This is a genomic window from Vibrio sp. V30_P3S12P165, assembly GCF_009904905.1.
Taxonomy (GTDB): domain Bacteria; phylum Pseudomonadota; class Gammaproteobacteria; order Enterobacterales; family Vibrionaceae; genus Vibrio; species Vibrio fujianensis.
This window is the reverse complement of record NZ_WXWH01000025.1, coordinates 20,699-36,887: the sequence shown is the minus strand read 5'-3', so window position 1 is coordinate 36,887 and position 16,189 is coordinate 20,699. Positions and strand designations below refer to the sequence as shown.

The following is a 16,189-nucleotide window of genomic DNA, read 5'->3' as shown; positions in this document are numbered from 1 at the left end:
TTCCAATACATAGCATAAGCCTCATTTATTATTATTAGCCAACTAATAGAGAATAGTGTTTATTTGCAAAAATGAACAATAAATGAGCGAAAATAAAAATAACCAATTCATTAACTTATTGATTTTAATTGTTTTGTTATGAGGGTTCTTGGTGGTGGGAATGAATGAGAATCAATAACTGATTCACGAGCAGCTTGAACAGAGTCGCTCTATGTTTAAAGTAAGGATCTTTTTACCGCATGAATTTCAAAACGGCTCGATTACTATTAGGCGATCAGCTCAATGCTCAACACGCTTGGTTTAAGAAAGTGGATGATCATGTGTTGTACATTATTGCTGAACTTCATCAGGAAACGGGCTATGTGGCTCATCACATTCAAAAGACGGTGGCGTTTTTTTTAGCGATGCAAGAATTTGCTCAAGCAAGGCAGGAAGAAGGTCATCAAGTCCTTTATCTGACCCTTGATGAAACGCAGGCTTTTGCTGATCTACCGCAATTGATTGCCCACTACGTACAACTAACGGGGGCCACCTCTTTTCAATATCAGCGTCCGGATGAGTATCGTTTACTCGCTCAATTGGCAAATCTACGTCTTGCTAATACGGCCATTGATTGTGTCGATAGCGAGCACTTTTTGCTGCCGTTTGACGAGATCGAGCAATATTTCCCCAAAGGGAAGCATAAAACGATGGAACACTTTTATCGGCGGATGCGGCAACGTTTTTCGGTTTTAGTCGAAGGCGGTAAACCGCTTGCAGGTCAATGGAATTTTGATGCCAATAATCGTAATAAATTAAAAGCACAAGATATCGCCCAGTTACCCGCCCCTTTGCTGTTCAAAAATAACCCATCTGACGTTATTGAACGGCTAAATCGACATGGAATACAAACGATAGGGCACCTAAAGGGGGATTTACTGTGGCCAATCAATCGCGCCCAGAGTTTGACACTGCTTGCTCACTTCTGCCAAGTGTGTTTACCCCGCTTTGGCCTATTTCAAGATGCAATGACCCACCTGCATCCTGCGCAATGGAGTCTCTATCATAGTCGCTTGTCCTTTGCTCTTAACAGTAAGCTTTTACACCCCAAAGAAGTGATTGATGCCGCAGTTGCAGCGTTTCAGCGTGATAGCCAAATAGATCTTGCTCAAGTTGAAGGCTTTGTTCGCCAAATTCTAGGTTGGCGTGAATATATACGTGGCATCTATTGGGCCAACATGCCGCATTATGCGCAGCTCAATGCATTACAGGCTACGCGTCGCTTACCTGAATATTTTTGGACAGCAAAAACTAAAATGCATTGTATGCAGCGAGCGATTGGTCAATCACTCGATTTTGCTTATGCGCACCATATTCAGCGCTTAATGGTGACGGGAAACTTCTGTTTATTAACAGGAATTAATCCCGATGAAGTTGACGCGTGGTATTTAGGTGTGTATGTCGATGCCATTGAGTGGGTAGAAATGCCCAATACTCGGGGAATGGCTTTATTTGCCGATGGTGGGATCGTCGGAACTAAACCGTATGCGGCTAGCGGCTCCTACATTAATAAAATGAGCGATTATTGTAAGAGCTGTTTCTACGATAATAAGGCGCGCAGCGGTAAGGGGTCGTGCCCATTTAATAGCCTTTATTGGCGATTTATGCACCGGCAACGTGATCGCTTAGCGGTGAATCCCCGTATCGGAATGCTGTATCGCTCATGGGATAAGATGGCCGATCAGCAACGCGCTGATATTTTGCAGACTGCAGAATATTATTTGAGTGACCTGGAGGCGTTATAATGGATATTTTGCTGGTTGCCGCAACTGGTGGAATTGGTTTATACGCCAAACCACTTGGCGTTGCAGATAGGCGGTAAGTGAGTGATAAATTTGAACAGCCGTAGGCTAGCCTCGGATGGCTCTCATCATCCCCATGAGCATAGAACAGGCCATGTGATTGGGGTGAACGAACGTCGTCAACCCCCCTACAGATTCAAGTAGGAAGGGGATAGCCATCGTAAAAGAGTTATTAACGGCCTTACCTGAAGCAAATATTCATGCTAATCATTATCGACCATTCAAAAATAGGAATTTCGCTATCTTAGCAGAGTTGGCGTATCATGCGCTTATCGCCTTTATGATTGAGCTTTATGCCGAAATCAATTCCTGTCCATACCCAATTCAATCCTGATCCATCTTCGCCAATTACCTGTGCAACCTGTCAGGCTTGTTGCTGTCGATTAGAAGTGATGATTATTAGTGATACCGGGGTTCCTGAGCAATATATTGCGATTGATCAATGGGGCGGAGAAACCATGCGTCGTTTGGATGACGGGTGGTGCTCGGCGCTTGATCGTGAAACCTTTATGTGTAGTATTTATGAATTGCGACCTTGGGTTTGTCGTGCCTTTGAAATGGGGGCGCATGAATGTTTACAAGAACGTGAGTTGTTTAATCCTTAAGTCTATGGTAGGAGAAAAATGATCAAAGTCTCTATTTTAAGCCGCCCATGCTCGTTACGGTTAAGCCTTGTTACTTTGTTCGTGTGTGGTTCCACTGCTGTTTTTGCCTCCTCTGCTTGTGTCGATCTGATCGGTTGTGAGAGGAAAATTTGTGAAATAGAACGGCAGCTCGACGATGCCAAGTTACATGGTAATAAGAAACAGGAGCAAGGCTTAGCAAAAGCCTTATTGGCTGTACAGCAACATTGTACTTCTGAGTACTTAATGGAAGCATTATTGGATGATATCAAAGAGAAAAAACAAGATATTATCGATTATCAAAATGATAAGCAGGACGCTGAGCGTGAAGGCAAACTACAAAAAGTTGAAAAATATCAGCAGAAAATAGAACGCCAGCAAGCAGAGCTAGAGCGGTTGCAGCAAGAATTAGCCGATCTTTCGACAAAATAATGTCATGTTTTCTACTGGAAGTGGCGTGGCTGCGTTGTTGATGCTGTTGGTTTCTTGCAATGTCATGATGATGGAGTGTGATGCTAGCTTTCCTTGCTCACTACAGGTCAGCCTGTTGCTTTGCAAATTTATTTTTGATCAATTTGTCACTGACTTGATGATAATTTAACCAAGCCTTTGAGCTATGTGTTTCAGCGCTCAAAGGCTTGCTATTCTCGACGCTTCTGTATAATAAAAAGCAACGTATTTACACTGTAAACTCGTTAAACTTGAAAGCGACCCACTAACTGATAAAGCTCATTTGCACGTCCATTTAAGTTTTTGCTGCTTGTCCGGTTTTCATTAGCCAGCTCGGCTGATTGACGACTTTGATCTGAAATCACCACAATTCGTTGTGAAATCTCTTGCCCAACTAAACTCTGTTGTTCTGTTGCTGTTGCAATCAGCGAGTTCATATCCATGATGGTACCAATCGACTGTTGAATTTTTTCTAGTGCCTTGGCTGCGTCGCTGGCTTCTTGTACGGTAGATGCACTACGGTTTTGACTTGAATCCATCGCCTTCACTGCGTTATCTGATGCAGATTTGAGTTGTTGAATCATAGTATGAATTTCTTCAGTACTGTCTTGTGTTCGGCTGGCAAGTTTACGCACTTCATCTGCCACCACAGCAAAGCCTCTACCTTGGTCTCCTGCTCGAGCGGCCTCAATAGCGGCGTTGAGTGCTAATAAGTTGGTCTGTTCAGCAATGTCTTGGATGACTTCAAGTGAGCGAGAAATATTTTGTACATCCCCTTCCAGTTTAGAAATCACACTACTAGCATCAGCGACTTCTATCGCTAACGCTTGTACTGACTGTGCCGCTGATTCGACAATGTTATGTGCGTCTAATGCGTTGTCTTCAGCATATTTAGCGGATTGAGCGGCTTGACTGGCGTTGTTCGATATTTCGTGCGCTGTTGTGGTCATTTCTGTCATTGCCGTGGCAACCTGTTCTGTTTCTTCCCGTTGATTTGATGCTAAGTCATCCACTTGTGCGGCGCGTTGCGTCATGGCATCGGTTTCATCTACGACTTGCAAGCCCACCTGATTAACACGCTGAATGATCTCCTGCAAGCTGGCAACAAAAGTATTAAAGTTACGGCTTAAGCGTGCAAATTCAGGAATACTAAAGCTTTCCATTCGAGCGGTAAGGTCTGCATCACCATTGGCAAACGAACGTATCGAATTATCCAAAATATCCAGAGGACGCATAATGCTCCGGTTAAGAACGATGACCATGATGCCGACCACAATCACAATCACCCCAGCAATAGAAGCTAATTTCCATAAGCTACCGGTTAATTGCTCGTCTGCTCTTTTTTCCATGGCGGCAATTTCAGCATCGACATCGTCGGTATAAAAGCCGGTACCAATAGTTAGATCCCATTGAGGGAGGTAAACCGAATAACTCAATTTAGGTAAGGGTTGTGATTCTCCTGGCTTAGGGAAATAATAAACAGAGAACGCCTTTTTCTTCGCATTCGTTATCAAATCTTGGATAAGGTAGTTACCTCGACTATCGGTCATGTTGATCAAGTTATCGCCAATGCCAGCATTGCTTTGTCCTAGCAATACACGGGTTCCTTTGCTGTCATAACCGAAAATATAGCCATCAGCACCAAATCGGATTTCACGTAGAATGGCCAGTACTTGGTCTAAAGATGCTTGTTGCTTTCGTAATGGCTCAATTGCTGATTCGGCAATCTCTAAATAGGATTTTAGTTCGGCCTTTTTCATCTCCATCATCGCTGAGCGAGTGGCGGTCATTTGTTCGTGGCTTAAACTTTGAGTTTCTGAAAAAGTAGAATAAATCATACTCAATGTGATGAGTAGTAAAGGTATGATCGATAAAATATAGAGTCTGTGGCGTATAGTGAGATTCATAAGTCTTCCATCCTAGGTATGCCGAAAATAATCAACTGATAGTTGTTTTTTATTATGTGCTTTTACTTGAAGCTGTTGTGGCGTCAGCCATTTTTGCCTAGCGCAATAACCGCATCATGAGACACTCGGTTGCCACGTCCTTGCTGGGCCAAATTACTTGTTTATCCCCTTCCTACTTGAAGCTGCAGGGGTGTTGGCTACGTTCGTTCACCCCAATCACATAGCCTGTCTATGCTCATGGGGGGCTCTCACTTGCCGCTTATCTGCAACGCCAAGTTGTTTGAGTATAGTATTATAATAATACTGTAGTTAGCGGTTTATGCTTGGAGAATAACGGCTAGTCGGTTCACATTTTTTATTTATTTTTCGGCGGGTTTGCAGCTTATTTGGTTTACTTGTTGTTCAGCTGGATTTTTGTGTTTCAATAGTCCGTTTTGTGTTTCTATAGCGATAGTTGCTTGTGTTATACTCCGCAGCCATTTCTCCAGTAAGAGCCTTATACCATGAGCTTAAAAAATGACATTCAACAACTAAACAATCGCCTTGATTCTTGCCGTCACAAGTTGGATGCTGCTAAGGCTCGCGGCGATAGTGCCATGATCAGTAAATTTACCGATGAAGTAGATCAATTGACTAAACAGGTTAATAGCTTAAAAAATAAAGCCGAATATGAGCTTAACAAAGAGCGAAAGATGCTATCCGATATGCCTTTTTATCGTGAACTAACCAAAGCAGAGCAGGCGGATCAAGGGAAGCTGAAAAAATCAGTCAAAGGTTTAATTATTGTCCATCCCACCACTAAAATTGGCCAAGCTTTACGCTTGCAAGCGATGACTGGTTTTGCGCCCAAACCATTTTAAGTTGTTTTTCTGAGCGATAAAAAAGAGCCAAGCAAGGTTTGGCTCTTTTTTAGTGCTTTAAATAAGCGTTTTAGTATCCCATCAGTTGTAATAAGTTCTCTGCGGTACTGACGGCTTCTTTACGGTTAGCAATATTCAATTTTTGATACAAATTTCGAATATGCGTTTTAATTGTCGTGCCAGCAACATCGAGTTCCTGAGCTATTTGTTCATTACTAAAACCAGAATAGATCAGCCCCAGAACCTGCCATTCTCGTTGGGTCAGCGGGCTGGTGCGAACCAGTTCTGGGATGTTGGGATGGTTGATTAACTTTTCAACAAATTCTTCATCGAAATGAATCGAGCGACTACGTTGAGTGGTGGAAATTTCTTTAACCAATTGTTGTGCTCGATGACGTTCTAGATCACCTAGTTCTACTCGATGTGTTAGTTTTTCGAGCAAATGACCGATTCGGTGACCATCAACCAGAAAATTACCAATCATACCGGTTTGGTTGGTCAGATGGAGTGCCTCTTTGAGTTTTTCTCGGGCCAAATCCTCTTCGTTACAGGCGACCGCTAAAGACGCTTCTACAATTAAGTTTCGGTTGAGATCGGTCAATAAATGGTATTCTTGCGCTTGCTCATGAATAAAGAGCAGTGTTTGTTTGGCTTCAGCATACTGTTCTAAGCTAATTTGAGCGCGCGCAATATTACGCCATTGCAGTTGCAAAAAATGGTTATACGCATTTTCGGGACGAGTTGTGACACTTAACCAATTTTGTATCGCGTCGGTATCTCCCCGAGCTTGCCAATACAGTAATAATGACAACGATGCATTAGCTGTCCAGTCAACATGATAATGAGACTGTTTCATTAAATGCTGCACTTGTTCGATAAACCTTCCGGCTTTATCCAGTTCTCCACGGCCAATGGCAATACGGGCTAACATTGAGTAGCAGTGCAAATGTTGGCTAGGCGAATGAGGGCCAAGAACACTTAGCCCCTTATAAGCACACTCTTCTGCTTCATCTAACCGATTCCAGCACCAGAGTATTTGCGCTCGGATACGTAGCAGAAACTCATGAAGTGGTACTTGGTGTAGGTGTTGCTCTTCAACTAGCTTAAACGCATTTTCTTGCACTTCAAAAGCCGCTTGCACATACCCTTGAGCTATTAAAATTTCACTCTGCTGTAAAAGAGCCCATAGAGCTTGATGATAAACTTGATATTGACGGGCCAATTTCTCAGTTTGTTGCATCATCGACAGTGCTCGGCTTAATTGCCCTAGAACATGATTCACTTCACCGACCACAGAGGTTGCCACGATACGACTTAAATAAACGCTATTATCAAGCTGGCTCAAGGCCAGTTCGGCCAGTTGTAGGGCTTTTTCTGGTTCATTTTTATTGATCGCGACTTGAGCCAGTAAGGCATTAAACTCACCTTGTTGTTTACTACTGAGTTCAACATTGAGTGCTTGCATCTCTTTTTTTGCTTTCGCCAACATGTCACCGACAACGTCATAACGATGCTGACTTTGTGCTAGCCATGCTTGCAATAGACACAATTTGGGTTCTTGGTAAAGCTGATTAGGTGAGAGTAAGTTAATCGCAGATTCAAGTACCTTAAGCTCGCCTTGGTTAAACATTTTCCAGCCATACTGGGCTAAGATGTTAGCCAGTAGCTCGGTGTCTTGTGCTAGGTTGGCATGGCGTAATGCTTGGTGAGGCGTGGAGGCTTCAAGCCATGCTTGGGCGGCAGAGCGATGCAGTTCTTGCTCTTGTTGAGGGATACGGGCTAAACGCTGATGAGCAAGAAATTCTGCAAATAGATTATGGAATCGATACCAGTTATGTTCACCTTCAAGCGGGTAGATAAATAACCCATAACGGTTGAGAGACTCAATCATGCTTAGTGCATCATCTCGTTTGGTTAGCGTTGCAACTAAACTATCATTGAAATGATCCAACACTGAGCATTGCATCAAAAAATAGCGAGTATCCTCATCGAGTAAATCAAAAACCTCCTCAACCAAGTAGTCCCAGAGGTGGGCATGGTTAAAATGGGAAACCGATTCAGCGGTTTGCGCTAAGGTACGTTTTTGATGTTGAGCTTGTAGAGCAATAAGTTGTAGCGCAGAAGGCCAACCTTCAACATAGTTACGTAGGTTGATGGCCGTTTTATCATCAATACCATCGGCCACTCGTTGATTGAAGAAACGCGTGGTTTCCTCTGAATCAAAAGCTAACAGTTCATTACCGATCTCGATCATTAAATCCCGAACCCGCAGGTTTGCTGTACCTAGTGGTGGCGTGGTACGGCTCGTCACCACTAATGTTAAATTATCGGGCATATGCTTCAGGAAAAATCGCATCGCTTCATGAATATCGTCATCATTGATGAGATGATAATCGTCAAGCACCACAAAACATTCCTGATGAAATTCGGACATTTCAGCAAAAACTTCACTAAACAAAGAGTGCAATGACGAAAATTGACGCCGTTCCGCGAGTTTCTGGGCATTAGGGCAGCTGTGCTGAGTCGCTTTATTAAGCGCTTGGAGTAAATAATTGATAAAGCGAAATGAATCATTATCACTTTCATCGATGCTATACCAGCCGATATTGGGTTTGTCTGCTAGCCACTGGGCGGCCATGGTAGTTTTTCCATAACCGGCCGGTGAACGAAAAAGAACTAATTTATAGCAAGGCGCGTACTGTAAAAGCTCTAAGACTCGTGGACGAACAATCGCATTATGTAGCCGTCCCGGGCGTGTTAATTTAGAGGGTATCCACATTGTATTGTCCCGTCATTGCGTGTATTGAAGGTTTGCTTATCCATAGTGACAAAGATGTTACTAGAAGTTTGGATAGCAGGTTATTGATCGATCGCGGCTTTTCTGCATGATTCACAGTTTCCCATTAACTACGCCCCGTAATTGTGATTTGAATCACTTTCTGCTTGAGTGATATTGAAGGTTTTAAACGTGTTCCATACGAACAATGATGAAAATTAAGTAAAATATAAAAATTATTTGTGACTAAAATAACGTTTTGAGTAAATAGTTATCAAGTCTACAGCAGGCCACCAGCAAAAATAATTGGCGCAATTTAGAATGTTGGCGTGATCGATGTCACTTATAAAAGCGATTTAATCCCCATCAATGAGAGCTAGATCACTGCAATTTAGCGATGCTTCCCTCTACGCCCTAACTCCTCCTCCCGATTTGCTAATTGATCAGGAGGATGTTTTGTTGAGTTAGCCGCGGCAGGATATGACCTAGATGGATTAGAACCTATAAGTGAGATTTCTCGATGAAACCTACGCAACAGAAAGCTTTTGATAAAGCATTATTCCAAGCTAACGTAAAACGACACCTAACCGCGACTTATGCGACCACGATAGAGCAGGCTTCGGCACGTGCTTGGTACTTAGCAATGGGTCGAGCGTTAGCTGAGCTAACCACCTTTGATCTACTTGAAACAGAACAAGATCAACGCATCGTTAAAGCTAAAAGCCTTAACTATTTATCACTGGAATTTTTGATTGGCCGCTTAACAGGTAATAACCTGATTAGTATGGGGTTGTATGAACAAATTTCAGATGCGATGGCCGAGTTGGGTCAAAGTTTAACAGATATTCTAGAAGAAGAACGCGATCCATCATTAGGTAATGGTGGTTTAGGCCGTCTGGCAGCCTGTTTTATGGATTCATGTGCTGCGCAAGAGTACCCAACCGTTGGATATGGTTTGCATTATGAATACGGCTTATTTAAGCAATCTTTTGAGGATGGTCACCAGCAAGAAGCACCAGATGCGTGGCGCGGTGTTGAAGGTTATCCTTGGGAAGTTGCTCGTCCAGAACTGAAGCAAGAAATTGGTTTCTATGGTCATGTTGAGGTGTATAACGACCATGGCAAAGAAAAGCGTCGTTGGGTTCCAGGTATGTTGGTTCAAGCGATGCCTTGGGATTTACCGATTGTTGGCTATCAAAGTGAAACGGTTTATCCATTACGTCTTTGGGAATGCCGCGCGATCGCGCCGTTCTCGTTAGAAAGTTTTAACAATGGTAACTATTTTGAAGCTCAGCATGCACTAATTGACGCAGGTAACATCACGAAAGTTCTTTACCCGAACGATAACCATGAAAAAGGTAAAACACTGCGTTTAATGCAACAGTACTTCCATAGTGCAGCATCGGTACGTGATATTTTGCGTCGTCATGAGGCGGCTGGATTGACACTGCAAGATTTACCTAAGCATGAAACCATTCAATTAAACGATACTCACCCAACGATCGCGATCCCAGAGCTGATGCGCATTTTAATTGATGAGCGAGATTTGAGCTGGGAAGCTGCATGGGAAATCAGTTCAAAAACGTTTGCTTATACTAACCACACCTTATTACCCGAAGCGTTAGAAACGTGGAGTGAATCCTTGATTCAGCGTTTACTACCTCGCCACATGGAAATTATTTACGAAATCAACCACCGTTTCTTACAACAGGTTCGCGCTAAATGGCCTGGGGATGTCGCTAAGCAGCAAAAATTGTCGATTATTGAAGAAGGGTTCCATCGCGTTGTTCGTATGGCGAATCTGTGTGTTGTGGGCTCTTATGCGGTCAATGGGGTTGCGGCACTACACTCTGAATTAGTAAAGCGTGACTTATTCCCAGAATTTGTTGAGCTTTATCCGGGGCGTATTCAGAACGTCACTAACGGTATCACCCCACGCCGTTGGTTGAAATTCTGTAACCCTGGATTATCGAGCTTAATCACTGAAAAAATAGGCGATCAATGGCCCGCCCATCTTGAGCAATTAGCTGAAATCGCTAAATATGCAGACGACAAAGCGTTCCAAAAACAGTTTATGGCGGTGAAAAAAGAGAATAAAACACGTTTGGCGCACTGGGTGAAAGAGAACATGGGTATTGAACTCGATACCAATGCGATCTTTGACGTGCAAATTAAACGTTTGCATGAGTACAAACGCCAGCACCTAAATATGCTGCACATCTTGTCTCTCTACCACCGTTTACTGAATGACCCTCATTTTGACATGCACCCACGAGTGGTCTTTTTTGCGGCAAAAGCAGCACCGGGTTATCACCTAGCGAAAGAAATTATCTATGCCCTAAACAAGATCGCAGAAAAAGTGAATAACGATCCTCGCGTAAATAACAAACTCAAAGTGGTCTTTATTCCCGATTATCGAGTGAGCATGGCGGAAATCATTATTCCTGCAGCGGATGTTTCTGAGCAAATCTCCACTGCTGGTAAAGAAGCGTCAGGCACAGGCAACATGAAAATGGCACTCAACGGCGCATTAACGATTGGAACCATGGATGGTGCCAACGTTGAAATTCGTGAAGAAGTGGGGGATGACAATATCTACATCTTTGGTCTAGACGTAGATGGTGTCGAAGCATTAAAAGCCCAAGGTTATAACCCTTATGATTACTATAAGGCTGATCCTCTGCTCAAGGCCTCTTTGGATCTTCTACTCGGTGAGGAATTTACTCCAGGTGAACCCGGTAAGTTACGTGCCACTTATGAAAGCTTACTTGATGGTGGTGACCCTTATCTTGTATTAGCAGACTTTGCTTCTTATGTGCAGGCTCATGAAGCTATTGATAAGCAGTACCGCGATCAAGCTGGCTGGGCGAATAAAGCGATTCTTAATACCGCTTTAGTGGGTAAATTTAGCTCTGACCGTAGTATTCGTGATTACGTGAATAACATTTGGAAATTGAAAGCGGTCAAACGTTAATCATCCCAAATTTCCAGCCAAGGCGTGACCTTGGCTGGTTCATTCCTTTTTCTTATACCCTACATGATTTGAAGGGGAGTTGTCCCTTCGGAGAGAGCGATGAAAGAACATTATGCATTAAAACAAGTCGCTGAGATGGCAAATATTGCCGACAGCTATATAAGCGCATGGGGCGACGTAGCAAACGTTTCAGACGACACAATACGTCGTCTTTTGGCGTCTATGGGATATGATACGAGCAGTGATGACGCTCTCTTGAAGTCCGCGGAGAAAAAGCACAAAAAAGAGGTGTTGGATTCTGTACTGGTGATTCCTGACGGTGACGCAATTGAAGTTCCTCTTTACTTGGGTGTGAGTGCTCGTGAAAGTGAATTTAATTGGCGTCTTGAAACAGAACAAGGTGACGTTCTTGAAGGGTATTTGCAGTCTCAAATTGTTCGAGATGAACGCTCTGAAGGCGGCCCTTTAGTATTTACGCTGCCGAATGATTTACCATGGGGTTATCACACCTTATTGATTACGCGCAAACGCCGTAAATCTCCTTATCGTATGACACTGATCATCACACCGAAAGCTTGCTATAAACAACCTGAGTTAGAGAAAGGTAAGAAGCTTTGGGGGCCAAGTATTCAACTATATACACTACGTACTCAGCATAACTGGGGAATGGGTGATTTTGGTGATCTCAAACAATTAGTGGCAGAGATTGCCTCTCGCGGCGGTGATTTTGTTGGTTTAAACCCGATTCATGCATTATTTCCTGCTAATCCCGAAGGCGCGAGCCCATATAGTCCATCTTCACGTCGTTGGTTGAATATTTTATACATTGATGTGAGTTCAGTACCTGAATTTGCGCTAAGTGCGCAGGCACAGCAGCAAGTGGGAAGCCAAGAATTTCAGCAGCGATTGCAGAAAGTGCGTGAGACGCATTGGGTTAATTACTGTGAAGTCGCTAATCTTAAAATGAGTATTTTACCGCTTCTTTTTGCTGAGTTTAAAACACGTCATTTAGACAAAAATACTGATCGAGCACAAGAATTTTTAAACTTTGTAGAACAAGGCGGCGATAGTTTACGGCATCAAGCCGCATTTGATGCGTTGCATATTGATTTGCATACCCAAGATGATTCCGTATGGGGGTGGCCGGTTTTCCCTGAAAAATACCGTCACTTTGATAATGTGGCAGTGCAAAAATACATTGAGGAACATCAAGAGCAGGTGCAGTTATATATGTATTTGCAATGGGTTGCCGATACACAAATTCATGAAGTGCAAGCTCTGGCTGATGAAAAGGGCATGACAGTCGGGCTGTATCGTGATCTGGCTGTTGGTGTGTCTGATGCGGGTGCGGAAACGTGGGCGGATCATGGTAACTTAGTACAAGATGCGTGTATTGGTGCTCCGCCAGATGTGCTTGGGCCCCTTGGCCAGAATTGGGGGCTACCACCATTAAATCCACAGGCGTTACAAACAACGGCCTACGATGCATACATTAAATTATTACGCGCAAATATGAAGCATTGTGGTGCACTGCGTATTGACCATGTGCTCGGTTTGTTACGTTTGTGGTGGATTCCGAAAGGTGAAAATGCCACTCAAGGCGCATACGTTTACTACCCCGTTAAGGATATGCTCGCAATTCTTGCGTTAGAGTCACATCGCCATCATTGCAGTGTTATTGGGGAAGATTTGGGCACCGTTCCGGATGAAATCGTACAACTGTTACGCGATGCGGGTGTTCATTCTTATAAAGTCTTTTTCTTTGAAACGTCAAAAGAGGACGGCGGGTTTATTTCTCCTAAACACTACGCTGAACAATCTATGGCTGCACTATGTACTCATGATATGCCGACCTTGCGTGGTTTCTGGCATTGTGATGATCTGAAAATGGGGCGAGAAATTGGCCTTTATCCTGATGAAGAACAACTTGAAGGATTGTTTGCTGATCGCTTGAAATGCAAGCAGGGAATCCTTGATTCGGTTGCATGGCATGGTTATTTACCAGAAGGTGTTGGGCGTGATGCGCAGTTGGTTCCGATGGATTCCTACTTGAGTGAGGCCTTACAACTTCATGTTGCCGCGGGCTCTTCAGCTTTACTTAGCGTACAACTTGAAGACTGGTTAGAAATGGATAAGCCTGTGAACATACCTGGTACGGTGAATGAATATCCTAACTGGCGTCGTAAACTCTCTATCAATTTAGACGAGTTATTTGCCCGTGAGGACGTGAACCGTATTGCCGCGAAATTGACCGATATCCGGGCTAAAGCTCGCCATTAACCTACTCGTCATTAAACTAAGAGATGGCCTAGTGTTTTCTTTGTCATGAGTTTCATAAATTAAGGCTAGGTCACTCCATGTTGGATTAGAGTTCGTTAAGATGTCTTTAATTAAATAACCAAATGGGTATTACGTTTCTTTATAGATGATTTTTCTAAGCGTGCTCTGGTTATTTTTACGCTAACAAGCCCGCTTTGTGCGGGCATTTTTTCCATTTTGAGAGAGTCGGCTAGGAGAAGGTATATTGAAACCCATAAAGAAACCATCCAAAAAACAGCAAATCTATCATCAGTTATCTTATGCTGCTTTTGCTGATCCCTTTTCATTTCTAGGTCCTTACCTGCCAACAGAGCAAGGTGCGTTAAGGGTTTGGATGCCTGGTGCTGATAAAGTCGAGCTGTTAGTTGACGGTCAGCCACGTATTGAATTATCGCCAGAAGAGCCGGGCGGCTTTATTTTAAAGTCTGAGCTTGATTTACAATGGACACACTATCGACTAGCGGTTGATTGGGCTGGGGTTGAGCAAATCATCGATGATCCTTACCAATACCACGCTTTATATGCAGAGTATGACGATCTCCATACCCCAAAACAAATGTATCACCAAATGGGATCACAATTTGTTACGTTAGAACGTGACGGACAATCGATCAGTGGGGTTCGTTTTTTAGTTTATGCGCCTCATGCATCGGCTTGTAGTTTGATTGGCGCGTTCAATCATTGGGATGGTCGTCGTCATCCAATGCAGCGGCTTGACTATGGTATCTGGGGGATTTTTGTGCCCGATTTACCAGAAGGCACACAATATAAGTTTGAACTCAAAGGGCCACATGGCGAGAGCTTGCCACATAAAGCAGACCCATGGGGTTTCTATGCTGAGCAACACCCTTCTTTTGCCTCGATCACTTATAACCATCACCGTTATGATTGGCAAGATTCAAATTGGCAACAACGGGCAGTGACAGAAAAACGTAAGCAAGCCTTATCATTCTATGAATTACACCCCGGATCTTGGAAACGAGCCGCCGATGGCCGTTTTTTAACATATCGTGAATTAGCGGATGAATTGGTACCTTATTTACAAAATATGGGATATACCCATGTTGAGTTAATGCCGGTTTCAGAACATCCTTTCTATGGTTCCTGGGGCTACCAGCCTGTCGGACTTTTTGCGCCGACCAGTCGCTATGGCTCTCCCGACGATTTTAAATATTTTGTAGATCAATGCCATCAAGCTGAAATTGGTGTGGTATTGGATTGGGTTCCAGCTCATTTCCCATCTGATTCACATGGTTTGGCAAACTTTGATGGTACGCCACTTTTCCATGATCCTGATCCGCGTCGTGGGTGGCATCAAGATTGGAGTTCATACATCTACGATCTAGGTCGTGAGCATGTCAGACGCTTTTTAGTTTCTAATGCTTTGTATTGGTTTGAAATGTTCCATATTGACGGTATTCGGGTTGATGCGGTTGCATCCATGCTTTATCTCGACTATTCCCGTAGCCATGATCAGTGGATTCCTAATGTTGATGGTGGACGTGAAAATTACGATGCCATTGCAACGTTGAAGTGGATGAACGAGGAAGTATATAAGCATTTCCCTAATGCGATGACGATTGCCGAAGAGTCAACCGCGTTTCCCGGTGTTTCCGCTCCGACTTTTAGCGGAGGGTTAGGGTTTGGATTTAAATGGAATATGGGCTGGATGCATGACAGTTTATCCTATATCAAAGAAGATCCGATTCATCGTAAATATCACCATAATACATTAACTTTTCCATTGATTTATGCCTTTAGTGAGAACTACATATTATCACTTTCGCACGATGAAGTTGTGTATGGTAAGCAATCATTGATTTATAAAATGCCTGGAGATGAGTGGCAACAAACTGCCAATATGCGTGCTTATTTAGGTTATATGTATGGTCAACCGGGTAAAAAACTCAATTTCATGGGTGCTGAATTTGCTCAAACATCCGAATGGAATCATGATGATCAATTGCAGTGGTTCTTGCTTGAATTTGATCGCCATAAAGGGGTACAAAATTTAGTGCGAGATTTGAACCATATGTACCGCGTTGAAAGTGCACTGCATGAACTAGATTGTCAACCACAAGGGTTTGAGTGGCGTTTGCAGGATGAAGCGCAGGCAAGCATTATTGCTCATGATCGCTTGAATGCAAAAGGGGAACGTATCCTTGTGATCACCAACTTTACTCCAGTCCCTCATGAAGCATTCCGGTTAGGTGTTCCACAGGCGGCGAAATATCAACTGCTACTCAATACCGACAGCGCTGTTTATGGCGGAAGCGATTTTGCCGTGTTGGAGTCTGTGACGACTGAAGCGGTATTGAGTCAAGATCTCGATCAATCATTACTATTGCGTATTCCACCGTTAGCAACGGTCTTTTACAAGCGCTTGTGATGTGTCGTTATCATGCGACGAAAAAGGCCCATTCGGGCCTTTTCTTACGC

Annotated in this window: 9 protein-coding genes; 7 read left to right on the top strand and 2 right to left on the bottom strand. The window is 43.4% G+C overall.

What is annotated here, in order from left to right; genetic code table 11:
• Nucleotides 1-239: 239 nt before the first annotated feature.
• The 3 genes from CAG57_RS05470 to CAG57_RS05460 all read left to right on the top strand — a co-directional run bounded on the left by CAG57_RS05470 (nucleotide 240) and on the right by CAG57_RS05460 (nucleotide 2,896).
• A complete protein-coding gene (locus CAG57_RS05470) occupies nucleotides 240-1,784 on the top strand; it encodes a cryptochrome/photolyase family protein (protein ID WP_099610960.1) in 1,545 nt (514 codons plus the stop codon).
• A 350-nt stretch (nucleotides 1,785-2,134) separates the two neighbouring features.
• Nucleotides 2,135-2,446 (top strand): YkgJ family cysteine cluster protein, encoded by a 312-nt coding sequence (locus CAG57_RS05465; RefSeq protein WP_099610959.1) that lies wholly within the window; start codon nucleotides 2,135-2,137, stop codon nucleotides 2,444-2,446.
• An 18-nt stretch (nucleotides 2,447-2,464) separates the two neighbouring features.
• Complete coding sequence (locus CAG57_RS05460; protein ID WP_099610958.1) at nucleotides 2,465-2,896, top strand: DUF1090 domain-containing protein; 432 nt, start codon at nucleotides 2,465-2,467, stop codon at nucleotides 2,894-2,896.
• Between the two features lie 263 nt (nucleotides 2,897-3,159).
• Here CAG57_RS05460 and CAG57_RS05455 read toward each other — a convergent pair whose 3' ends face one another.
• Nucleotides 3,160-4,821, bottom strand: coding sequence for a methyl-accepting chemotaxis protein (locus tag CAG57_RS05455; RefSeq protein ID WP_161427169.1), 1,662 nt, complete (start codon nucleotides 4,819-4,821; stop codon nucleotides 3,160-3,162).
• 503 nt (nucleotides 4,822-5,324) lie between these two features.
• Here CAG57_RS05455 and CAG57_RS05450 point away from each other — a divergent pair.
• The gene (locus CAG57_RS05450) at nucleotides 5,325-5,681 is read left to right on the top strand and encodes a YibL family ribosome-associated protein (RefSeq protein ID WP_099610956.1); all 357 of its coding nucleotides are present in this window, start codon (nucleotides 5,325-5,327) and stop codon (nucleotides 5,679-5,681) included.
• Between the two features lie 70 nt (nucleotides 5,682-5,751).
• Here CAG57_RS05450 and malT read toward each other — a convergent pair whose 3' ends face one another.
• The gene (malT, locus tag CAG57_RS05445) at nucleotides 5,752-8,460 is read right to left on the bottom strand and encodes an HTH-type transcriptional regulator MalT (RefSeq protein WP_099610955.1); all 2,709 of its coding nucleotides are present in this window, start codon (nucleotides 8,458-8,460) and stop codon (nucleotides 5,752-5,754) included.
• A gap of 517 nt (nucleotides 8,461-8,977) precedes the next feature.
• Between malT and CAG57_RS05440 the strand changes: the two genes are divergently transcribed.
• The 3 genes from CAG57_RS05440 to glgB all read left to right on the top strand — a co-directional run bounded on the left by CAG57_RS05440 (nucleotide 8,978) and on the right by glgB (nucleotide 16,139).
• Complete coding sequence (locus tag CAG57_RS05440) at nucleotides 8,978-11,431, top strand: glycogen/starch/alpha-glucan phosphorylase (RefSeq protein ID WP_099610954.1); 2,454 nt, start codon at nucleotides 8,978-8,980, stop codon at nucleotides 11,429-11,431.
• A 99-nt stretch (nucleotides 11,432-11,530) separates the two neighbouring features.
• On the top strand, nucleotides 11,531-13,711 hold the full coding sequence (gene malQ, locus CAG57_RS05435; protein WP_161427168.1) for a 4-alpha-glucanotransferase: 2,181 nt from the start codon (nucleotides 11,531-11,533) through the stop codon (nucleotides 13,709-13,711).
• Nucleotides 13,712-13,955: 244 nt separating this feature from the next.
• Complete coding sequence (gene glgB, locus CAG57_RS05430) at nucleotides 13,956-16,139, top strand: 1,4-alpha-glucan branching protein GlgB (RefSeq protein WP_202597813.1); 2,184 nt, start codon at nucleotides 13,956-13,958, stop codon at nucleotides 16,137-16,139.
• The last annotated feature ends 50 nt before the right edge of the window (nucleotides 16,140-16,189 follow it).